The following is a 21,246-nucleotide window of genomic DNA, read 5'->3' as shown; positions in this document are numbered from 1 at the left end:
CAATTCCGATGCACCAAGAACCCGAGCCACCCGTCCCCATCGTCGCCGCTACTCCCCCGTCGCAGAACCCATGGTCTCCAGGTGTCGACACGACCGCCAGAAAGATCTCGTCACTATCCGCCATCCGGAATCAGCGTCTCCAGCCCATCTTCGAGGTACTCCGTCATCGACCGCGTGTCTCAGTGACCCAGGGGCGCCAGTCGTCCTGGTCTGGCGCATCCACGGTCGGGGGGTCTGGCCAGTACTGCGTGCCGCCGCCGGGTAGATGGGCGCCAACCAGGAGGTCCAAGTCGTGCGCCAGAAGCATCGGCACGTCTGGTCGCGTCTCGACCAACTTCTCGAAGATGAGCCTCGCCTGCTGCTCCTGCACGCCCTCCACTCGGGTTCCGTAGCGGATGGCTGTCTCCGGCGGATAGGCGTCGAAGGCCTGGACGTCGTCGGGCTCCGGGTCGACTCCCTGAAAGCTGTTGGGACGAACCACGAACCCCAGCCAGCCATCGACGCCGATCGCGGGGCCTCGTGCGTAGTACTCCCCACCCTCAGACGGCTCGCCCGGGACGCTCTCAAGCCCGAACAGGGGCACCAGCCAATCGTCGAGTACCTGCTGACCCGCCAGATCCGTCTGCAGAAAGACGTTCTCGACAGTCGACATCATTGCTCCTTCGGACTGGCAGCCGATTGGCTACTCAGCTACGCACCCACTCCCGCCATTTGTCCTGATCCGGAGCATCGACGGTGACCGACTCCTCGAAGTACTGCGTACCGGTTCCCGGCAGGTGAGCCGCATCCAAGATCGTCACCTCGTGCACCAGGAGCATCGGTATCTCTGGCCGTGCCTCAACCAGTTTGTCGAAGGCCAGCCGTGCCTCGCGCCGCAGAACCTCATCCGGCTTGTACCTGATCCCGATCTCGATCGGATAAGCGTCGATCGCCTGAAGCTCGTCGGGCCCGGCGTCCGGCGAGACATAGATATTCCGGCTGACCGCCACTCGCAGCCACCCATCAACGGTAGCCGCAGCACCACGCAGTACAACCTCGTCCTGCCCCCCCGACAACCGCTCGAATGGCAACACGGCCACCAACCACTCGGCCACCTGCTCCGGGTCATCGTCGAGCTGCAGAAAGATGCTCTCATCGGTGGCCATCAGTTCTCCTTCGCATACGTGATCATCCGTCCATCGCCGAGAATCAAGTGCACAACCCTGGCAACGGTCGCTCCCGGCTGCCTCGCCGCGGCGCGGTACGCCTCCCGGGCGTCAGCCTCACCGAGCTTGACGTTCCGGCCGTCGACAACCACTTCACCGTCAACCGATCGGACCTGCCTGCCGGCTTTGAGTATGTTGCGTTTGACCGTCTCGACCCTGGCGGTCTCCAAGGTCTTGAACTCGATCACGGAACCTCGGTCAGAACGGTCCTTGCGTGTCATCCCGTCCGGATTCGGATCATCCGACCCATTGTCGACAAGCCTCGCATCGATTCTCCAGCCTTCTCCGACAAGACGCTCCGCGATTCTCAGCTCTTTTGCCGAGAAACCGCGGTGGGGATCGTGGACGCTCGGAGCGAAGTCATCGCCCAGTGCGCGTCGGTGGAACGCTGGCTCGAAGTCCGGAAGGTCGTCGAGGGCGACGTCGATTTCCGGTACCTCGGGTTGTGGCGGAGGCTGACTATCGGCCGCGGGGGCAGATGGTTCGGGCAGCTCTACGTCGATGATCACCGGGGCCGGCGTGGGTGGGGGCTCGTCGGGGTAGGTGAAGGTGGCGGTTACCCGGGTGGGGGCGATGAGGATGGTGGCGGCCGTCCAGGTTTGCTGGCCGTGTTCTTGCATTGACTTCAGGAGGTCGGTGGCGGCCGTGTCGAGTTCTACCTTGATTTCGTAGTCGCGGTCTTCGGGGGGTTTCTGGTCGACCACCTCGATCTCGCCGGTCTCCGCGACGACGATCTCGACCTCGAGTTCCTCCGGCTGCTCTCGCTCCTCTTCGGCCTTCTCCTGCTGTTTGCGGAGCTTCTCGAAGGCTTTGCGGGCGACCGTGATCAGCGGTGGCTCCTTGCCCTCGGCATCTTCCAAGGGCTTGAAGGGCAGCGACGTACGGGTGACCCGGCCGAACAGGTCTCGCTCGGCGATGTCCGACGAGCCGCCGGTCGCGCGGTTGCGATCCGCCGATTGTGCATCCGGCCGATCGCCCGATCGGGGCGCGCCGACGAGACGCTCGGCCCAGGTCTTCGCCTTGGGCGGCGCCATCGACAAGTAGTGCGCGGCCTGCTCACACGCGCGCGCAGCCGCATCCAACTGCTGCGCGGCAACAGTTGCCTGCCCCTGCGACGCCGCGATCGCCAGCGCCGCGTTCTCGCGACACCGCTCAGCCGTGCGCTGCAGGTGCGCCACCACAGCAGGTACCTCGTTCAGACACTCGACCAGTCCGCGCGCCACCCGCTGCAGGTCGGAGGGCATCGATCTCAGATCTGGTCGGCGTAGCTCTTGCAGCCGGCCGAGGCGATCTCCAGTGCCTCGGCTGCCTGTTCGACCGCCTTGCCCGCGGCGTCGAGGATCTCGGAGATGTCGCGATCCACCCCGGTCGCCGTACCGGCGATCAGACTCTCCACCTGGGCGCTGTGCTGGATGAAGCGGAGCTTGAACCCGGCCAAGCCGCCAGCTGCCTGCTTGGCCTCGGCGGAGACCTGGTGCAGCTGTTCCTTGAGCCGCTGTACGTCGGACACTTACTGCCTCTTCTTCCTAGGGGTTGCGCTTCTTCGGCAGCACGATCGCCGTACCGGCCACTGCGGCCGGCACCAGGATCGCCAGCCACCACGGCAGTCCTGCTGCCATCAGGACGACGACCAGAGCCGCCCCGCCCCAGCCCCACCAGCGAGCACCGGGCAGCCGCGGCAGACCCAGTACGCGCGACGCAGCCAGCAGGGTGACCGCCGCAATCGCTGCGGCCTCCAGGCCGGCCAGGAGGGATCCCCTCGCTACCCAGACCAGGACGAAGCCGACCAGTACCTCGACGGCGCTGATCGTACGGCGCTTGCGACGCTCCTGCTCCGCCCGGGCCGTCTTGCGAACGTCTTCCAGCTTGTCAACGGTCTCCGCGAGTTGCTTGGTGAGCTTCGTGGCGGCCGCTTCCATGTCAGTCATACCGCGCATCTCCGGCAGCGGGATGGAGGCGCGCTTACCCTCCAGCGGCAGGCCCGCCCGCTGCAGACTCCCGGCCGCCTTCTCCGCGAGCGTGTTGAGCCGGATCTCCAGCTTGCGCCCCCGCTCGGCCATGGCGTCCGCCTCGGCCATCGCCGTGGCTTCGGCCTTGGACCGGTGAGCTGTCACCCGGTCCTGCGTCTGCTGCGCGTCCGCCCGAGCCCCCGCGACTTGCCGGAGCGCCCGCGCGTACTCCGTCCACTGCTGCTGCTCTGTCTTCATCGGCGCACCAGCTCCAAGTACCGATCGACCTCATCCGCGCGCAGCGGCGCAAACGGTACGACGACCTGTGCCTCCGGGTGCAGCCCGTCCCACAGCAACGCGCGATGCGGCTCCGACGCCCACCGCACCAACGGCCCAGCGACAGCCCGTACGCCGTCCTGCGGGTGCCGTAGGAAGACGTGTGTCGCCACATTGGCCCGCCCGTACCCGAGTTGCTCGGTGCAGACGTGCAGCCGGTTCCACCACCCGAACGTGACCAGCCCTTGGGCCGGCCCGTCTCGCACGATGTCCTGCAGCGCATTGGCCGGGCTCTCGAAGAACCCCTCGGCATGCGTCTGCATCTTCGGTACGCCGTGAAACCCGAACCCCAGCAGGTACGTCGTACCGCCCACGTGCCCGTCGCGCACCGAGTCCCGCAACGAGAACAGCCGCGGTACGACATCGCCGTGCTTGTCCACCGTCTCGACCTCGCAGCCGAGCTGCCGCAACGTCTGGATCAGCGAATCCTTGCCCTCAGCAACCACAGGCGCCGAATCCGTGCCATCCAGGAAGATGAAGCGAGGCGGTACTGCGGCTGCCGCGGCCGCCGACGTCGCGAGCCCGGTCAGCACCCCGAGCGCGTCCCCCGGCCCATCGCCCAGCACCAGTACTCCGGCGCCAGGCTCCGGCCGCACCTCCACCGAAACCGGCTCCTCGGTCACCGCGATCGGCAACCCGGTCCACGGTCGCCCGAGTTCGGGCTGGACAGCTGCCGCAGTATCGGTCAGCCGCGCCGGCTCGGCCAGGTGGAAAATACGTGGCGGGTGCGTAGTACCGGATCTCACCCACAACTCACGGCGCAGATCATCCAGCACAGCCTTGTCCGCAAAGCTCACCAGCACGTGCTGGTTGTCGTCGGGCGAGCCGAAGTTCGCGTTCAGCACCGCCTCGCCGCGGAACTGCAACTCCGCCGCGGCCGTGTTGCCCGTCCGCAGAATCGCCTGCGCGTCAGCCGGCGTCGTCTTCAACGCGATCCGGTACGGCACCTGCCCGAAGATCGAGTCGCGCCGCGTCGACAACCGTTTCACGCCCTCGATCGTCTGCGTCGCGAGCACCACGTGCACGCCGTACGCCCGCCCGAGTCGCACCAGCCGCTCCAGCAACCGCGCAGCCTCATCGGCCAGCTCGTCATCATCTTCGAGCAACACCTGGAACTCATCCAGTACTGCGAGGATGCGCGGCGGCCGGCCAGGACCCGGGGGAAGCTCGGCGATGTCGGCCACATTGCCGTGTGACTTGAAGATCTCGCTCCGCCGAGCCAACTCGTCGGACAGATGCCGCAGTACCGCGAGGCCGAACGCCCGGTCACTGTGCACCCCGAGCACCCGCACATGCGGCAGCCAATGCTCCCGCTCGCCGGCCGGCCCGAGCGCCGAGAACTCCACCCCGTGCTTGAAGTCGAGCAGGTACATCTCCAGATCCGCCGGGTCGTACCGCGCGGCCAGACCGTGGATCAGCACGAGCAGCAGGTTGGACTTGCCCTGCCCCACAGCGCCACCCACGAGCACATGCGGCAGCGCCGGGTTGCCGCTGCGCAACCGCACCAGCGCCGGCGTGCGATCGTCGTACCCGATCACCGTGCTGATCTCGTCGGTGACGGGCTGCCACCAGGTGGATCTGTCCGGCAGTGTCCGGTTGAACTCGATCGTCGGCAGGACAGCGATCTCGGCCAGCTCGGCGACGATGTCACAGACGCCGGCGGCGATGTTCGCGTCGAAGGCCGGGTCGAGCCGGGCAGGCACGTTCGGCAGCTGCGACAGCTCGACCTTCTCGTTGGCGATGGCAACGGGATTGAGCAGCTCCAGCAACTGGCGAGCGTCGACCTCGTGCTCGCCGGCACTGGCCGGGTCGTGGTGGACCAGGAAGCAGATGCCCCGATCCGCGCCGGTCGCCGCCAGCCGGACCAGGTCGCGCTGGGCCAGCTGGTCGATGCCGGACGGGTAGTCGAACAGCACGATCAACCGGTATGGATCGGTGACGCGCCCGGTCTCGCGGACGAGGTCCTCGAAGTGCTTGTGCCCCAACTGTGCTTGCCTGCTGGCACGCAACGACGAGACGTCGACCAGCCCGGACAGCACCGTGTGCAACTGGTCGGCCGTGTGCGTTGCCCTCGGCACCAATTGCGGGTACTTCGTGGTCAGGTGCCCGAGCAGGCCCATCGTCCCGGTCAGCCGTGGGTCGAACGCGTCGATCCGCAACCGGAACGGCTCGGCCGCCGAGATCAGCCGCAACGCGACGCTCTGCAGCAACCGGCGGGCCGACTCGTTGCGATCGGCGGTCACCTTCCACCCGTTCGTACGCAACAAGGGCGCCACTACCGGCGTACCGGAATCGAGGGCGCCGACTCGCACGTACGACGGGGTGCCGGTGCCGACGTACTGCCGGGAACGCCAGCGCGCGTCGTTGGGGGGAATGGATGCCAGGCCAGGCGCCAGCCGGTCGGCCAGTAGACGCGCGGCGGGCTCAGCGGCCGACAGCGCCTCCGTGGTGGCGGCCTCGACCAGGCCTCGCGATTCGCGCCGGGCGGCCGCGGTTTCGGCCTGTAAGTGGCGATGCAGCTGTACTGCGCGCTGGTGCTCGCCTCGCGTGAGCTGACGAGCGTTCTCGAGCAGCTGCCCGAGCGCGAACTGGAGGCCGCGGATCCGTGCTTCCAGGATCTCTGGACCGGCTGCGACCTCGGAGCCAGGTGCGGGCGTGCTCTCCCCGTCAGGCTGCTCCGTCACGAGCACCGTCCTTCCACCTTCGCCCCGCGACCAACCGAATGCCTTCGCCAACCATGTCACATCGGCAGTCCCGTCCGTCACTCCAGGCACAGAAGTCTCACCAACCGATCGGTTATCCGGGGGCGACGATCTCGAGCTCGTAGCCGTCCTGGTTATGCAGGAATGCGGCGTAATGCTGGGGACCGCCGGCGTACGGGTGCCGGTCGGCGAACATCAGCGTCCAGCCGTGGCCGGCCGCAGCGGAGACGATCGCGTCGACCTCAGCCCGGCTGGCGGCGTTCAGGGCGAGGTGATTCATACCGGGGCGGAGCCGGTCATGGCTGTCGGCGGACAGTGCGGGGCTCTGCTCGACGACGATGTACGAGCTGTCGACGCCGGCCTTCCAGCTGAAGCCGCCGGGCCAGCCGTCGCCGTCCTTCCAGCCCAGCTGGTGGAGCACCCAGCCCCAGTCGTTCAGCGCCCGGGAGAGGTCCGGGACCCAGATTTCGATGTGGTGCACAGCGGCGGCCATCGGAGCATTATCTGTGCTGGTCGCGGTATTCATCGTCATACCGGCTCGACACCGCCACCGAGACCAGCCCGGACAGCACCAGCCAGACCAGCGCGGCGACCAGCCACGGCCACCATTCGCGACCGGACGCGGCGTCGGCCACGGCCTTGCCGAACAGGCCGCCGGACGGCGCGAAGACCAGCACCAGCAGTACGCGGGCGACGCTGCTCTCCTTGGTCATTCCTTCATTGTCCGAGCCGATCGCGATCGCCGCAGAGATGTGGGCGTTTCTCCCCTCCCCCGCCCTCCTTCCTTCCCTTGGTCTGCTGGTTTTCCACAGTCTTGGCCAGGGGTTCAGCAAACTGTCGGCCGGGTGGTCTAGCGTCTGGGGAGACTAGTCAGGAGGGGGCCAGATGAGCGCGACCAGGATCGAGACGACGGCGTACGGCGCGGCTGCGCTGGCCAAGCTCGGCGAGGTCGTCGCCGAGCTCAAGGGCGACGACCCGATGAAGCCGGTCACCCTGCTCCTGCCCAACAACCTGGCCGGCGTCACCGCGCGCCGCTTCCTGGCCCGCTCGACCATCGGCGCCCTGTATCTGGCGACGTTGCCACGTCTGGCCGAGCAACTCGCCGCCGGCACCCTCGCGCCCAGGCGGCCCGCGACCCGGCCGATCGTCGCGGCGACCTGGCGTACTGCGCTGTCCAAGGCGCCCGGCGTCTTCGAGGCCGTCGCCGATCACCCGTCGACGATCCAAGCGCTTGCTGCAGCGCATCGCGAGCTGCGCGACCTCACTTCTCCCGCGCTCGACAAAGTGTCGTCAGCCTCGACTCTCGGGCCAGATCTGGTCAGGCTCCACCGCCACGTGACGGATGAGCTGCTGCCGGACTGGTACGACGAGACCGAGCTCCTGCACGCTGCTTCGGCGCGTTGCGAGCCGGGCATGGTGGGAGAGCTCGGCGCCTTGGTGCTGTATCTCCCGCAGGAGCTGACCCAAGCCGAAGCCGGCTTCGTCTCGGCATTGGGCGACGCGGCCGCCGACCTGACGGTGATCGTCGGGCTGACCGACGTCCGCCGCGCCGACCGGGCCGTCCGGCGGTCGCTGGAGCGGATCGGGATCGACCTGCCGACCTCGATCTCCAAGAACTACCCGGTCGCCACCGAGGTGCTCAACGCGTCCGACGCCGACGACGAGGTCCGCTGCGTCGTCCGGGATGTAGTCGCGTCCCTCAAGCGAACGCCGGCTCATCGCATCGCAATCCTGTACTCCGCCGCAACGCCGTACGCGCGACTGCTGCACGAGCACCTGGCCGCCGCCGAGATCGAGGTCAACGGGCCGGGCACGCGGCCAGTTCACGAACGTGCGATCGCTCGTACGCTGCTCGAAGTACTGGCGCTGGTCGATCACGATCTGCCGCGGGCCGACCTGTTCCGCGCACTGGCGAACGCGCCGACGCGTGACTTCACCGGCGAGCGGATCCCCGTGCCGCGATGGGAGCGGTTGTCGCGCGTCGCCGGAGTGGTTCGCGGCGAGGATTGGGACGAGCGACTGCGGCGCTATGTCGAGTCGGAGCATCGGACGGCTGAGCAGGAGCAGGCCTCGGACGACCCGATCGCGGGCGTGATCCGCCGAGCGCAGGGCAACGCAGGCAACGCGCAGCAACTGCGTGAGTTCGCCGTCGAGCTTCGGCGACGGCTGTTCGGCGCTGCCCAGTTGGGCACTTGGTCCGAGTTGGCTCATTCGGTGCTCGGGCTCTTTCACGCCTTGCTCGACATAGATGCGCTGCCCCCGCAGGAGCAAGAGGAGCTGTACGCCGCGGTCGCAGTCGAGGGTGTTCTACGCGGTCTTTCTGTCCTTGATGAGCTCGGGACGCCGGCCAGTTTGTCGGTACTGCGGGATGTGCTCGATCTCGAGCTGCAGCAGTCTTTGCCCCGCGTCGGGACGTTCGGCACCGGAGTACTGGTCGCGCCGATGTCCGCGAGTGTCGGGCTGTCGGTGGATGTCGTGTTCGTGGTCGGGCTGTCGGAGGATCTGTATCCCGGCAAGGTGCATGAGGATGCGCTGCTCCCCCACCGCGTGCGCGAGGCGGCTGCGCCCGAGCTTGCGTCGTTCCGCGACCGGCTGGACGCGAAGCAACGCCATCTGCTCGTCGCCTTCGCTTCCGGCGCATCTCGGGTCGTCGCATCATTCCCTCGTGGCGATCTGCGCCGATCGAGTCGACGGCTGCCGACGCGGTGGCTGCTCGGGACGTTGCGATCCCTGACCGGCGACCATGCACTGGCCGCGACGGAGTGGGACCAGGCGTCGTACGGCGATCGCCTGCTGACCTCGGCGTCATACGCGGGATCGTTGACCACGACAACCTTGCCCGCGACCGAGCAGGACTGGCGCGTGCGCGCCTTGACCGCCGGGCTGACGCTGGCCGATGACGTGGTCGACCGGGCCCGGGTGTTGCTGCGCTCACGCGGCAGCGACGAGTTCACCCGCTTCGACGGCAACCTCTCCGGCGTGCCAGGGCTGCCGGACTACGCGCTGGAAGATCGGATCGCGTCGCCGACGTCGCTGGAGTCCTATGCGAGCTGTCCGCACGCGTACTTCGTCGAGCGGTTGCTGCAGGTCGAGCGGCTGGAGGCGCCCGAGGATCTGCTGGTCATCTCGCCCTTGCAGGTGGGCAACCTGATGCACGACAGCCTGGACAGGTTTGTGAGTGGGTTGACTGGTTCGCTGCCGGGGTTCGGCGAGCCGTGGACCGCGGAGCAACGGTCACTGCTGCTGGTGATCGGGGCTGATCTGGCCGGCCAGTTCGAGGCCGACGGGCTGACCGGGCATCCGCGGTTGTGGCAGCGCGAGCGGTTGCGCATCTTGCAGGATCTGCAGAGGTTACTCACCGACGATGAGGAGTGGCGTGCCGAGCACGACGCCTCGGTGATCGCGAGTGAGTTGCGATTCGGATCGGACGGACAGCCGCCGGTAGAGATCAAGGTGGCGTCCGGGCGGGTGCTGCTCCGCGGTTCCGCCGACAAGGTCGATCGCGGCAGGGACGGCACCATCTACGTCACCGATGTGAAGACCGGTAGCCCCAGGCGGTTCGAAGCGATCGAGCTCGATCCGGTCGCCGCGGGGACGAAGCTCCAACTGCCGGTCTATGCCTACGCCGCTCGCGCCCGGCTGGGCGAGTCGACGACACCGGTCGAGGCGTCGTACTGGTTCGTCCGCAGGGGCGGAGGACGAATCCCGGTGCCGCTCACGCCTGAGGTGGAGGCTCGATACGTCGACACGCTCGACGTGATCGTGTCGTCGATCGCGGCCGGCTACTTCCCCGCCAAGGCGCCCGAGGTTCCCGACTTCCTCTGGGTGCAATGTCACTACTGCAATCCCGATGCGATCGGGCACAGCGAAGTACGGGCCCGGTGGGAGCGCAAACGTCATGACCAGACGCTTGATCGGCTGGTCCGCCTGATCGATCCGACCGCTCTGCCCGCCTTCGAGGAGGTGGCCCTCGATGACTGAACTGCTGGATGCCGACGCGCGCGACCGGATCCGGACCGACACCTCGTCGACGTTGTTCGTCGAGGCGGGCGCCGGCTCGGGCAAGACGCATGCTCTCGTCGAGCGCGTCATCACGCTCGTACTGCGCGACGGCGTACCGCTGAGCACGGTCGCGGCCGTCACCTTCACCGAGAAGGCCGGTGCGGAGCTGCGCGACCGGCTGCGCGTGGAGTTCGAGAAGGCGCGGAAGGGTCCGGCGCGGGCCGCCGCCGATGACGCGCTGGACGATCTGGACTCGGCGTCGATCGGGACGCTCCACTCGTTCGCCCAGCAGATCCTGCTCGCGCATCCGATCGAGGCCGGGCTGCCGCCGCTGATCGACGTACTGGACGAGGTCGGCTCGTCGGTCGCCTTCGAGGAGCGCTGGTCCGAGCTGCAGCAGCAACTGCTCGACGACGACTCGATCGCCGAACCACTGCTGCTCGCGATGGCCGTCGGCGTGGAGCTGAAGCACCTGCGTTCCTTGGCCCGGTTGTTCGGCAACGACTGGGACCTGATCGGCGACCGTGTCCTGGTCGATCCGCCCGAGCTGGTCGCCATGCCTGACCTGAGCGGTCTGATCACGGCCGCCGGGCAGATCGGCTCGGCGACCGCAGACTGCCGCGACACCGACGACAAGTTGCTGCCGAAGGTCCGCCAGATCCACGACCTCGGCCTGATGCTCGACGCCGCGACGGACCAGGAGACACAGCTCGCCCATCTGCAGGCCCTGCGCAGCCTCAAGGTCGGCCGGATCGGCCGCAAGGAGAACTGGCCCGACATCAACAAGCTCCGCGCCGACTGCACCGAGGTCGTCGACGTCGCGGGCTCGCTCGTCGAGCTGCTACTAGATGCTTGCCTACGGCACCTTTCGCACTGGCTCGCGATCCGCGTGCTGGAGTCGGCCGAGCTGCGCAGGGCCGAAGGGCGCCTGGAGTTCCACGACCTGCTGGTCCTCGCCCGCGACCTGCTGCGCCGCGAGCCCGCGGTGCGGTCCGCGCTGCAGGAGCGCTATCAGCGGTTGCTGCTGGACGAGTTCCAGGACACCGACCCGATCCAGATCGAGCTGGCGGTCCGCATCGCCGGCGGCGCCGAGGCCGACGCACCCGACTGGCGCGACGTGGACGTCCCCGACGGCAGCCTCTTCGTCGTCGGCGACCCCAAACAGTCGATCTACCGCTTCCGCCGCGCCAACATCGCCACCTACCTCACCGCCCAGGACCTACTCGGCGAGACCGTCACCCTGACCACCAACTTCCGCACTGTGCCGTCCGTCCTCGACTGGATCAACACGGTCTTCGCCACCCTGATCACCCCCGAACCAGCCGCCCAACCCACGTACCACCCGTTGGCGCCCCACCGCCGCCCCGCAGCCACACCTTCCACCCCGTCGAGCACCACCACCCCCACCACGCTCCTCACCACCCACGGCACCTCGGTGGCCGCCGCCACCGGCGATGCCGAGCCTCCGCCAACGGCCGGAGACAACTCAGGCGTCCAGGCCACGTCGTCTCGCGCGACGGCCGACTCGCTCCCGCCCGGCCTCGCTGGCTCACCGGGGCCGGCCCACGACCACAGCTCTCCAGTGAGCGGTGACCAACTCTCCTTCCTCGACTTCTCCGAGGAAGAGCCCGACGCTGCTGACAGCCGCGCCGCCGCAGACGAGACCACGTCGCCCGAGGCGCCGGCCGACGCCACTCACCTCGACGCCGCAGGTGAGACCACTTCGGCCGAGACCTTTTCGGCCGAGGCCACTCACCTCGCCAGCGTCACGCCGCTCCGACGGCATCTCTCGTCGGTCCCCGCACCGTCTGCCACGACCGCCGAGCCGCCCGCGGCCGACCAGTCGCCCGGGCCAGACCCCACCGCACCATCCACCGGCCGCGGATCCGCCGACGGTCCTGCGGTGACGATCCTCGGCGCCGAGCCGCACGACGATCTCCCGCGCGCGGGAGCCTCCATCCTGCGCGAACGCGAAGCAGCCGACGTCGCCGCCGTCATCGACCAGGCCCTCAGCAACGGCTGGCAGGTCTACGACGAGAAGGCCGCGTCCTGGCGACCCGCCGGCGCGGGCGACATCGCAGTACTGGTTCCAGCCCGGACGTCGCTACCGTTCCTCGAGGAAGCCCTCGACCGCGCCGACATCCCGTACCGCGCCGAAGCCAGCTCCCTCGTCTACCAAACGGCCGAGGTCCGCGACCTGCTCGCCTGTGCCCGCGCCCTCGGCGACCCCAGCGACCAACTCGCCCTGGTGACCGCACTTCGCTCGCCCCTCTTCGGCTGCGGCGACGACGATCTCTTCACCTGGAAGCGATCCGGCGGCTCCTTCAATCTCACCGCCCCCGTCCCCGACGCCCTCCTCACCCACCCGGTCGGCGAAGCGATGGAGTGGCTCCGCCGCACGTACTACGCCTCACGCTGGCTGACCCCGAGCGAGGTACTGGCCAAGATCGTCGCCGACCGCCGCATGCTCGAGGTCGCCGCCACCGGCCCACGCGCCCGCGACGCCTGGCGCCGGGTCCGCTTCGTCGTCGACCAGGCCCGCGCATGGTCCGAGGTCGAACACGGCGGCCTGCGCTCCTACCTCGCCTGGGCCGCACACCAAGGCGAAGAGGCGTCGCGAGTCGCCGAAGCGGTCCTGCCCGAGACCGACGCCGACGCGGTACGGGTGATGACGATCCACGCCGCGAAGGGCCTGGAGTTCCCGATCGTCATCCTCTCCGGCATGACCGCCGCGCCGAACCGCCAACGCGGCGTACAGGTTCTCTGGCCGAACGACGGCGGCTACGCGGTGAAGCTCAAGGCCTCCGTCCAGACCGAGGACTTCGACCTGGTCCAGCCCGTCGACGAGCAGATGGACGACTACGAACGCCGCCGCCTCCTGTACGTCGCCACGACCCGCGCCCGCGACCACCTGGTCATCTCGCTCCACCGCTCCGGCAGCCGCCGCCACTCCAGCAACGCCGAGCTTTTCGCGTCCGCCAACGCTGACACCGCGGCCAACCCAACGCTCTTCACCGGCCCTGCAGTCACGGCGTCCTCCGAGTCAGCCGGCGCCACTGAACAAGTGCGCCCACCGGTCAACCGCCAAGAGTGGGAAGCGCGCATCACAGACGCCCGCCAGGCCAGCCGCAAGCGTTCAGCCCAAAGCGCCTCAGGCCTCGAAGGCACCGGCCCGGATGTGGCCCTCCAAGGGGCTGACCCCGGTGCCGCCAAGGCCGCCCGCGACGTCGAGCTCCCACCATGGTCCAAGGGCCGCTACGGCACGGCCATCGGCCGCGCAGTACACGGCGTGCTCCAGATCGTCGACCTCTCCACCGGAGCCGGCTTGGACGCCGCGGTCTCCGCGCAGTGTCTGGCCGAGGGCGTCGTCGAGTACGCCGACGTCGTCACCGCCTTGGTCCGCTCAGCCCTGTCGTCAGAGGTGGTCCAACGTGCAGCCGCCCGCGAACACTGGCGAGAGTCCTACGTCGGCACCCTCCAACCAGACGGCACCGTTCTCGAAGGTTTCGTCGACCTGATCTACCGCGAAGACGACGGCACCCTGATCATCGTCGACTACAAAACCGACGCCATCCCCGCCGAAGCCCTCGACGCCCGCATCGCCCACTACGCGCCCCAACTCCACACCTACACGGACCTGCTCCCCAACACCGGCCGCCCCGTCCTCCTCTTCCTGGCCCCAACCACAGCACACGCACACCAGCTCTAAATCCAGCCGCCCGCAGCACCGACGGACCGGCACACGATTGGCGTATGGCCACGCCGAATGCTCCTCGCCGGCCATGGCATCGCCGCGCCCGTCGGAGGCATCGCGACGTACCTCGTGGGCCTCACCGCCCGCACCTCCCTGAAACCCGGCGCCTTCGCTGCCCTCGGCGTAGCAACAGCCGACGGCCTCCACGCACTCATCGCCAAGGCACCGCAGGGGGAGGCGTCGGGAAAGGGGCATTTTCGCCTTCTGGCCGTGAGCGGTGGTGACTGAGAGTTTATGGGGCCGTGGAGGTCCGGTGGGGTGGGTGGTTACAGGGTGTGGATAAGTGGGGATGTCACCCTGTGCTGCGGTGGGGGTGGGCGTCCCCTACGATTCACCGCATCCGGATGTAGTTCGGATTCGCGGGTCGGATCGCCTATTCCGGCTGGCGGGTCTGCCACGAAGAGTGTGAGGGTGTGGCCATGAACATCGGTAGTCGGAAGATCGTCGTGGACGAGGCAATCGCACAGCTGCGGCTGTACGCCGAGACGAACGGCGCGGTGCTGAAGTACTACGACGGTCTTCCCGGGATGACGAACGTCGGCGGATCCGAGCCTGACCGGATCACGCTCGAAGACCTGGCCCGGACGATGGTGATCGGCGCCGACCTGCGGGCGGCGGACATCCCCTGGCTGCTCGAGGTGGATGCGGACAAGGAATTCGCCGCGGTCCCGGTCGGCGCCCGGCTGGAGGATGCCGCGCCTGGTACGCCGCTGTTCGAGGCGGCCACCGAGCTGGACGAGAAGTTCAGCGGTCACCGCGGCTTCGGCCACGCCAAGAAGGCGAAGCTGCTGCACCTCAAGCGGCCGTATCTCTTCCCGGTCAGCGACAGCTTCATCCGGATGACCTACAGCGAGGCGTCCGCCGGCCCCGATTTCCTGGCCGCCGTGCACCGCGACCTGGTCAACCCGGCCAACGTCCGCGACTTCAAGCTGCTCCAGGTCCGCCTGATCGCCGAGCCGGCCACCTCTGCCGCCCGCGTACTGGCCGAGGCCCCCAGCCTCCGCCTACTCGACATTCTCGCCTCCCTCCTCGGCGAAGCCAAGTAACTGCCACTCCCGGCGACTTTGGGCACGGTTCAGTCGTTTTCGTCGCCGGGAAATGGCTGGGCGGTGCACAAAGTCGCGCGAACTATCGCGGCCGCGCCTACATCACGCCTAGGCGGGCGAGGGGCTCTACCAGTTCTCTTTCTTCGTAGGAGAGATGGGAGAGCAGGGTGTCGTCTAGGAGGTCTACGGCGGTTCGGAGGGTGTCGATGGTGCCGGAGCCGTCCACCAGGGCTACCAGGGCCTTGTCGACGCCTTCCAGGACGTCGTGGATGACCAGGTGCTCTTCCTGAAGGCGGTTGACCACCGGGGTTAGAGCGGGGTCGGCTCGGCGGAGGCGTGGGAAGAGGGAGGCGTCTTCGATCGAGTGGTGGGTCGTGACCAGGCGGCAGTAGGTCTCGCAGTAGACGCCCAGGGTCCAGTTGTTCTGGCGCATGGTCATCGTGTTGATGTGGGAACGCGCCTGGCCGACGCCGATGGAGCCGGCGGCAACTTGCTCCACCAGGTCGCGGATCTGCTCGAGCTCTGCTCGCAGGTGGTCGTGTACCTGGATCAGGTGCTCCCCCGACGCCAGTTGCTGCGGCGTGTACACGCGCTTGGGGTCCAGCGCTGGTCCGGTCGGCCGCTCCGACTCGTCCCACGGCTGTACTGCGCTGCGCTTCGCCGCAGGCGGCGGCGTCGGCACCACGCTGAAGTTGCCGCGCCCTCCGGCGGCTGCGTCGCTCGAGGGCGCGGAGGACGGGAAGGAAGGCGCAGCGACCGCAGCCGAGGCGGTGTCTGCCACGGCGGTGGCGGAGGTAGCGGTCGCTGATGCGCGGGCCGTGGCGACGGCTTCTCGTACTGCGGGGGCTAGGTCGGCGAAGCGGTGGATGTCTTCTGGGTTGTCTGAGGCGAGGATGTAGGTGCTCATCCCCTCGGTCAGAGTCAGCTCCGTGAGCTGCTCGATCCACTGCTCCTCCGGGCCTTGCAGGAACCCGCCTCGCCCGTCGAAGCGCCCAGAGATGTTGTAAAGCCGCCGTACCGCCGACGGCTCGCGCCCTGCCTCCACCGCGGCTTCGTCGATGAGCTTGTTGAGCGCAGGCAGCTCCTCCGGCGGTACATAGGAACTAGACGGCAGCCACCCATCAGCAAGTCGCCCAGTCAGCGCCAGCATCCGCGGCTTGTACGCGCCCAGCCAGATCGCAACGTCATGCGCAGGCGCAGGACCGCGCTTGGCGCCGGCCACCGTGTAGTGCTTTCCGGCAAGACGAATCCCACCGCTACCGGCAGACCAGACCTCCCGGATGATCGCGATGGCCTCCTCCAGCGCGCCGATGCTCTCCCCCGCCGTCAGCCGAGGCCCAGCGTTGGCGGCAACGGCGTCCAGGAATCCACCGGCGCCCAGCCCGAGCTCAACCCGCCCACCGGTGATCCGGTCGAGCGTCGCGACGCTGCGCGCCAGCACGATCGGATGACGCAGCGGCAGGTTGGCGACGTTGGTGGAGACCGAGATCGTCTGCGTGTGGGCGGCGATGACCGACAGCAGCGTCCACGCGTCGAGCAGCCGCGGCTGGTACGGGTGGTCCTGCACCGTCACCAGATCGAGCCCGACCTGCTCGGTCAGCTGCGCTAGCGCGATCACCCGCTCCGCGTCCTCAACCGCCGGCGTCAGGAACGTGCCGAAGACCAGCTCGTGCCCGTAGTCCATGCCAAGACCCCTACCCTAAATAGTTCGTGCCGCGTAATATTGACCTGACGAACAAATTACTTCGTGCCACGAACAATCACAAGTGGGAGCCGTCGTGAAGGAGACCCTGGGCGCCGCCAGCGGGCTGGTCCGGCTGACGTTCCTGGTGCAGAACCTGTACGCCGAGGTCGGCCGCGCCTGTGATCTCACTGCCGCCCAGGCGCAGATGCTGTGCTCGCTGAGCGACCGGTCGATCGGGATGGCGCAGTTGTCGGGCATGCTCTGCCTGGAGCGTTCCAGCCTGACCGGCCTGGTCGATCGCGCCCAGCAACGCGGCCTCGTCGCAAGGGAGAACGACCCACACGACCGTCGGGCGGTGAAGGTCACCCTGACCCCGGAGGGTTCCAAAGCGCTGCACCGCTTCAACGACGAGCTCACTGAGCGGCTCGAGCGGCTCCTGCAAGAGCTGCCCGCCACCGAGCGCGACAGGTTCGCCAAGACGCTGAGCCGAGTCGTTGCCGACGCACCCGCGGCCTTCACCAGCTAGCGCTGTGCCGGCTAGCGCTGTGCAAACTAGAGCGATGATCCTGACGAGTGCACTACAGGCGATCGGCAACACCCCACTGGTCAGGCTGCAGCGCATTGTGCCGCAGGGCTCGGCGCAGGTGCTGGTCAAGCTGGAGGGCGGCAACCCCACCGGCAGCTACAAGGACCGGATGGCCCTGGCCATGATCGAGGGAGCCGAGCGGCGCAACGAGCTCCGGCCCGGTCAGCGCGTAGTGGAGTTCACCGGCGGCAGTACAGGCTCGTCGCTGGCCTTCATCTGTGCAGTGAAGGGCTACCCGCTGTCAGTCGTCTCGTCGGACGCCTTCTCGCCCGAGAAGCTCCGGACCATGCAGGCGTTCGGTGCCGACCTGGTGGTGGTTCCGAGCGACCAGGGCCGGATCACGCCCGACCTGTTCGTCCGGATGCGCCACGAGGTCGACCGGATTATCGCGAACGACAACGCCTTCTGGACAGACCAGTTCAACAACACCGACGCCCTGGACGGCTATGCGGTGCTCGGCCGCGAGATCGTCGACCAGACGGCCGGTACCGCGCTGCACACCTTCTGCGCGGCCGTAGGCACCGGCGGCATGCTGGTCGGCGTAGGACGGGCTATCCGCTCGGACATCAGCCGAATCGTCGCCCTGGAGCCGGCCAGCTCCCCCATGCTCACCGAGGGCTTCGGCGGCCCACACCGCGTCGAAGGTACTGCGACCGGCACTATCCCACCCCTGCTCACCCCAGACGCCTACGACGAGGCCCGGGCAGTAGAGGAGTCCGAGGCGCGCGAGCTGGTCAAGTCGCTATCCCGTCTCGAAGGAGTCTTCGCCGGTACTTCCTCCGCGCTCAACGTGCTCGGGGCGATCCAGCTGGCGTCAGAGCTGTCCCCGGAGCAGACCGTCGTCACAGTGGCAGCCGACACCGGCCTCAAGTACCTAGCCGGCGACCTCTACCTCTGAGTACGCCTCCTCCAGCTCCATCCGACCACCTGCCTCGTACTGCGCATCGAACGCGTCACCACCCAGAGCAGCCCGGGCAGCGGCCGCAGCACGATCAATGTCGCCCTGCTCGGCTGCAGTGACCACATAGCCGTCAGCAGCCCGTACTACCGCCGCAACCCCGAGCAGACGCGCAGCCACCGCCTTGTCGCCCACACAAGCCGCAAGACCCTCCAGCGCCCAGCACATCCCTCGCCGCGACTCGTACTCCCGCGAGATCCGATACGCCTCCGCGTGCAACTCCCTGGCGCGCATCGGATCGCCCCGCAGCTCCAGCGTGTACCCGAGCTCGTCCAGCACGATCGACAAGTACAAGACCGGCTCGTCCTGCTTGCGAGCCGCATCGACCATCGCCTGCAATCGCTTCTCCGCAGACTCCAAGTCGCCCGACCGCCGAGCTGCAAACCCCAGCACGAGCTCAGCCAACGCCTGGGTCGACCGATGCCCTTGCTCGGTCGCCAGCCGCAACGCCCGCTCGCCATAAGCCGTCGCCTCGGCGTACGACCCCTGCCGCAAGGCAGTCCAGCCGAGCCACCCCAACTCACCCGCCACCTCGGGCCAGAGGTCGAGCGACTCGGCCATCCGAAGCCCCTCGGTGTGCAGCCGCGCAGCCTCGTCGAAGTCGCCGGTCAGCTCCGCCAGAGCGCCAAGCCAGCCAGTAGCTTGCAGCAGACCCCAGTGATCGCCCAGGATCCCGAACAGCCGAGCACTCTCGACCGCATCGCTCTCCAGCGCCTTCAGGTCGGCACGGACGTGCGCATGCTTCGCCCGAGCCGCCAGTACGGCTGCGATGCCCCACTGATCCCCAGTAGCCTCAAAGGCCGCCAGCGCACGCTCCAACATCGCCAGACAGGCAGCAAGATCGCCTGAATCGCTTGCAGTGAAGGCGATCCACCACTCCGCCCGTGGGTCGACAGTGGTCACCCGGTCCCGCACAGCAGCCGCACTGACATCTCCCTGCGCATACAGGAATCCAGCAAGCCACGCAGTCGCCTTGGCCGACGCAGGCAAGGCCTCCAGCGACCGCCTGGCCTCAGCAAACCGGCCCCGCAAGAACCAGTACCAGCCAAGCGCATCCGCCAGCCGCTCAGCCACCTCCAGGTCGCCACCAGCCACAGCGCCGTCCAGTGCGCTCCGCAGGTTGCCCGACTCGTCATCAAGCCGCTGCAGCCACCGACTCTGCTCCGGCCCGGTCAGGTACGCGCGAGCCGTCTCCGCAAACTCCATGTAATAAAGGCGATGCCGCTGCCTCACCATCTCCAGCTCATCGGCCGCGCGTAGCTTGTTGACGCAGTACGCCGCCACCGACTCCAGTAGCCGGTACCGCGGCCCCTCAGCCCCATGCACCGACACCACTAGGGACCGGTCGACCAGGCGCATCAATACGTCCAGGACGTCAACACCGGCCTCGGAACACACTTGCTCGGCTGCATCCGCAGTACAGCCGTCTGTCTGTACTGCGAGTCGCCGGAGCACCGCCTGCTCGGCCGCAGACAGCAGATCCCAACTCCAGTCGATCATCGCCATCAGCGTCTGCTGCCGAGGCGCAGCACCCCGATGCCCAGTGGCGAGCAACCGGAACCGGTCATCCAGTCGCGCAACCAACCCCTGTACTCCCAACGCCCGTACCCGCGTAGCTGCCAACTCCAACGCCAACGGGATCCCGTCAAGCCGCCGGCAGAGCACCGAGACGGCAGCAGCCGACTCCTCATCCAGCGAGAACCCACGGTCCGCCGCAGCAGCCCTGGCTGCGAACAACTGCACAGCCGAAGCCTCACGCAAGTCGGGCAACGCTGCAGTCGCCAAGGGCACCTCCAGGGGAGGCACACTCCACACAGCCTCGCCAGTAAGCCCCAGCGGCTCGCGACTGGTCGCCAGTACCCGCAACCCGGGCGCGGCAGCCAGCAACTCGTCAACGAGAGCAGCAGCGGCGTCCACCACGTGCTCACAGTTGTCCAGCACCAACAGGAGCTCCAACGCCGCCAGTGCCCCGACCAGTCCCCCAGACCCCGCACCTGCCGAGTCCCGCAGATCCAGTGCCGCCTGTACTGCGTCCGCCAGCGACCCGGCCACGTCGAGCGCATCAGGAGCTACGGCGGCCAGCTCCACGAGCACTACTCCATCGGGGAAGCGACCGGCGAGCCCATCGGCCGAGGCCAGCGCCAGCCGGGTCTTGCCCACTCCCCCAGGGCCGGTCAGCGTGACGAGGCGATCGACGTACAGGCGGCTTCGCACTTCAGAGATTGCCTCGCTACGGCCGACCAACGCTGTCAGCTGGGCGGGCAGGTTGCTGCGGTGCCGAGCCTGTGGCAGCTCCTGCGTCAGGATCGACTGCTGCAGCTCAGCCAGCGCAGGACTGGGGTCCAGGCCGAGCTCGTCGGCCAGCAGGGTCCGCAACTGCTCGTAGCTCTCCAGCGCCTCGCTCTGCCGGCCGGCGCGGTACAGCGCCTTCAGGTGCACGGCACGGAGCCGCTCCCGCAGCGGGTGTTCCGAGAGGAGCGCCGCCACCTCACCGATCAACGCGTTGTGGTCCTGCCGGGCTTCGAAGTAGTCCTCGGTAGCGGTGAGCCGTTGCTCGCTCAACCGCGCCACGGCCGTCTCCACGAAGGCCTCGTCCGCGAAGTCCGCGTACGCCGGGCCGCGCCACAGTGCGAGTGCCTCCTCGAGCCGTCCGTGCTCCAGGTGCGCAGCGAAGCCCAGTGCGTCGTACGAGCAGGTGTCGACCGTCAACGAGTAGCCCGCAGGCCCGGAGACGACCAGTGCGCGGCTGCCGGGCTCAGCGTCGTCGAAGGCGCGACGGAGCTGGGACACCTTCGCCGAGAGCGTCCCGGCCGGGTTGCCCGGCAGGTCCTCGCCCCAGAGGTCGTCGATCAGCCGGTCCGCCGGTACCGGTCGCCCCTCGTGCACAAGCAGGTCGGCCAGCAGTGCACGGACCTTCAGACCCGGCACGGTGACCGGTTCGCCACTGTCCGTCCAGGCCGTCACCGGTCCAAGCACCCCGAAACGCATGGCCGCACTCTAGCTTTCCGACGGTTTCCGGCTGCT

At 68.1% G+C, this 21,246-nt stretch carries 15 protein-coding genes and 1 pseudogene; 6 read left to right on the top strand and 10 right to left on the bottom strand.

What is annotated here, in order from left to right:
* Positions 1 to 163: 163 nt before the first annotated feature.
* The 8 genes from G3I17_RS00515 to G3I17_RS00480 form a co-directional block, all read right to left on the bottom strand.
* Positions 164 to 652, bottom strand: a complete 489-nt coding sequence (locus G3I17_RS00515) for a hypothetical protein (protein ID WP_164592788.1) — start codon at positions 650 to 652, stop codon at positions 164 to 166.
* A 34-nt stretch (positions 653 to 686) separates the two neighbouring features.
* Positions 687 to 1,145 carry a hypothetical protein gene (locus G3I17_RS00510; protein ID WP_164592786.1) on the bottom strand — a complete coding sequence of 153 codons (459 nt, stop codon included), beginning with the start codon at positions 1,143 to 1,145 and terminating at the stop codon, positions 687 to 689.
* Positions 1,145 to 2,449, bottom strand: coding sequence for a hypothetical protein (locus tag G3I17_RS00505; RefSeq protein WP_164592784.1), 1,305 nt, complete (start codon positions 2,447 to 2,449; stop codon positions 1,145 to 1,147). The genes G3I17_RS00510 and G3I17_RS00505 overlap by 1 nt, the downstream gene beginning before the upstream one ends.
* Before the next feature lie 5 nt (positions 2,450 to 2,454).
* Positions 2,455 to 2,715: a hypothetical protein gene (locus tag G3I17_RS00500; RefSeq protein WP_164592782.1), complete on the bottom strand. Its 261-nt coding sequence runs from the start codon at positions 2,713 to 2,715 to the stop codon at positions 2,455 to 2,457.
* A gap of 16 nt (positions 2,716 to 2,731) precedes the next feature.
* Entirely contained in the window at positions 2,732 to 3,412 is a 681-nt protein-coding gene (locus G3I17_RS00495) for a hypothetical protein (RefSeq protein WP_164592780.1), read from the bottom strand.
* A complete protein-coding gene (locus G3I17_RS00490; RefSeq protein ID WP_164592778.1) occupies positions 3,409 to 6,174 on the bottom strand; it encodes an FtsK/SpoIIIE domain-containing protein in 2,766 nt (921 codons plus the stop codon). The genes G3I17_RS00495 and G3I17_RS00490 overlap by 4 nt, the downstream gene beginning before the upstream one ends.
* Before the next feature lie 112 nt (positions 6,175 to 6,286).
* Entirely contained in the window at positions 6,287 to 6,685 is a 399-nt protein-coding gene (locus G3I17_RS00485) for a VOC family protein (RefSeq protein WP_164592776.1), read from the bottom strand.
* A gap of 7 nt (positions 6,686 to 6,692) precedes the next feature.
* The gene (locus G3I17_RS00480; protein WP_164592774.1) at positions 6,693 to 6,905 is read right to left on the bottom strand and encodes a hypothetical protein; all 213 of its coding nucleotides are present in this window, start codon (positions 6,903 to 6,905) and stop codon (positions 6,693 to 6,695) included.
* A gap of 172 nt (positions 6,906 to 7,077) precedes the next feature.
* On the opposite strand from G3I17_RS00480, the gene G3I17_RS00475 reads away from it, so the two are divergent.
* The 4 genes and pseudogenes from G3I17_RS00475 (at position 7,078) to G3I17_RS00460 (ending at position 14,994) form a co-directional block, all read left to right on the top strand.
* A complete protein-coding gene (locus tag G3I17_RS00475; protein WP_164592772.1) occupies positions 7,078 to 10,173 on the top strand; it encodes a PD-(D/E)XK nuclease family protein in 3,096 nt (1,031 codons plus the stop codon).
* Positions 10,166 to 13,903 carry a UvrD-helicase domain-containing protein gene (locus G3I17_RS00470; protein ID WP_164592770.1) on the top strand — a complete coding sequence of 1,246 codons (3,738 nt, stop codon included), beginning with the start codon at positions 10,166 to 10,168 and terminating at the stop codon, positions 13,901 to 13,903. The genes G3I17_RS00475 and G3I17_RS00470 overlap by 8 nt, the downstream gene beginning before the upstream one ends.
* Positions 13,904 to 13,960: 57 nt before the next feature.
* Positions 13,961 to 14,107: pseudogene (locus tag G3I17_RS40275) on the top strand (lysine transporter LysE); the annotation flags it as partial.
* Between the two features lie 260 nt (positions 14,108 to 14,367).
* Positions 14,368 to 14,994 (top strand): DUF6308 family protein, encoded by a 627-nt coding sequence (locus G3I17_RS00460; protein WP_164592768.1) that lies wholly within the window; start codon positions 14,368 to 14,370, stop codon positions 14,992 to 14,994.
* A 97-nt stretch (positions 14,995 to 15,091) separates the two neighbouring features.
* Here the strand turns inward: G3I17_RS00460 and G3I17_RS00455 are convergent, their stop codons facing one another.
* A complete protein-coding gene (locus tag G3I17_RS00455) occupies positions 15,092 to 16,678 on the bottom strand; it encodes an LLM class flavin-dependent oxidoreductase (protein WP_164592766.1) in 1,587 nt (528 codons plus the stop codon).
* Positions 16,679 to 16,772: 94 nt separating this feature from the next.
* Here G3I17_RS00455 and G3I17_RS00450 point away from each other — a divergent pair, with 94 nt between their 5' ends.
* Together G3I17_RS00450 and G3I17_RS00445 are read left to right on the top strand one after the other, a co-directional pair.
* Complete coding sequence (locus G3I17_RS00450; RefSeq protein WP_164592764.1) at positions 16,773 to 17,204, top strand: MarR family transcriptional regulator; 432 nt, start codon at positions 16,773 to 16,775, stop codon at positions 17,202 to 17,204.
* Between the two features lie 34 nt (positions 17,205 to 17,238).
* Entirely contained in the window at positions 17,239 to 18,162 is a 924-nt protein-coding gene (locus G3I17_RS00445; RefSeq protein ID WP_164592762.1) for a cysteine synthase family protein, read from the top strand.
* Here G3I17_RS00445 and G3I17_RS00440 read toward each other — a convergent pair.
* Entirely contained in the window at positions 18,139 to 21,210 is a 3,072-nt protein-coding gene (locus G3I17_RS00440; protein WP_164592760.1) for a BTAD domain-containing putative transcriptional regulator, read from the bottom strand. The genes G3I17_RS00445 and G3I17_RS00440 overlap by 24 nt on opposite strands.
* Between the last annotated feature and the right edge of the window lie 36 nt (positions 21,211 to 21,246).

The organism is Streptomyces sp. SID13031 (assembly GCF_010548305.1).
Taxonomy (GTDB): Bacteria; Actinomycetota; Actinomycetes; order Propionibacteriales; family Kribbellaceae; genus Kribbella.
Note: the sequence above shows the minus strand (reverse complement) of the source record. Positions and strands in the feature narration are given on the sequence as shown.

What these genes read in the sequence shown, in the direction of transcription:
- G3I17_RS00515 (WP_164592788.1), bottom strand. Translation starts at nt 652, where the DNA reads ATGTCGACTGTCGAGAACGTCTTTCTGCAGACGGATCTGGCGGGTCAG.
- G3I17_RS00510 (WP_164592786.1), bottom strand. Translation starts at nt 1,145, where the DNA reads ATGGCCACCGATGAGAGCATCTTTCTGCAGCTCGACGATGACCCGGAG.
- G3I17_RS00505 (WP_164592784.1), bottom strand. Translation starts at nt 2,449, where the DNA reads ATGCCCTCCGACCTGCAGCGGGTGGCGCGCGGACTGGTCGAGTGTCTG.
- G3I17_RS00495 (WP_164592780.1), bottom strand. Translation starts at nt 3,412, where the DNA reads ATGAAGACAGAGCAGCAGCAGTGGACGGAGTACGCGCGGGCGCTCCGG.
- G3I17_RS00485 (WP_164592776.1), bottom strand. Translation starts at nt 6,685, where the DNA reads ATGGCCGCCGCTGTGCACCACATCGAAATCTGGGTCCCGGACCTCTCC.
- G3I17_RS00480 (WP_164592774.1), bottom strand. Translation starts at nt 6,905, where the DNA reads ATGACCAAGGAGAGCAGCGTCGCCCGCGTACTGCTGGTGCTGGTCTTC.
- G3I17_RS00475 (WP_164592772.1), top strand. Translation starts at nt 7,078, where the DNA reads ATGAGCGCGACCAGGATCGAGACGACGGCGTACGGCGCGGCTGCGCTG.
- G3I17_RS00470 (WP_164592770.1), top strand. Translation starts at nt 10,166, where the DNA reads ATGACTGAACTGCTGGATGCCGACGCGCGCGACCGGATCCGGACCGAC.
- G3I17_RS00460 (WP_164592768.1), top strand. Translation starts at nt 14,368, where the DNA reads ATGAACATCGGTAGTCGGAAGATCGTCGTGGACGAGGCAATCGCACAG.
- G3I17_RS00455 (WP_164592766.1), bottom strand. Translation starts at nt 16,678, where the DNA reads ATGGACTACGGGCACGAGCTGGTCTTCGGCACGTTCCTGACGCCGGCG.
- G3I17_RS00445 (WP_164592762.1), top strand. Translation starts at nt 17,239, where the DNA reads ATGATCCTGACGAGTGCACTACAGGCGATCGGCAACACCCCACTGGTC.
- G3I17_RS00440 (WP_164592760.1), bottom strand. Translation starts at nt 21,210, where the DNA reads ATGCGTTTCGGGGTGCTTGGACCGGTGACGGCCTGGACGGACAGTGGC.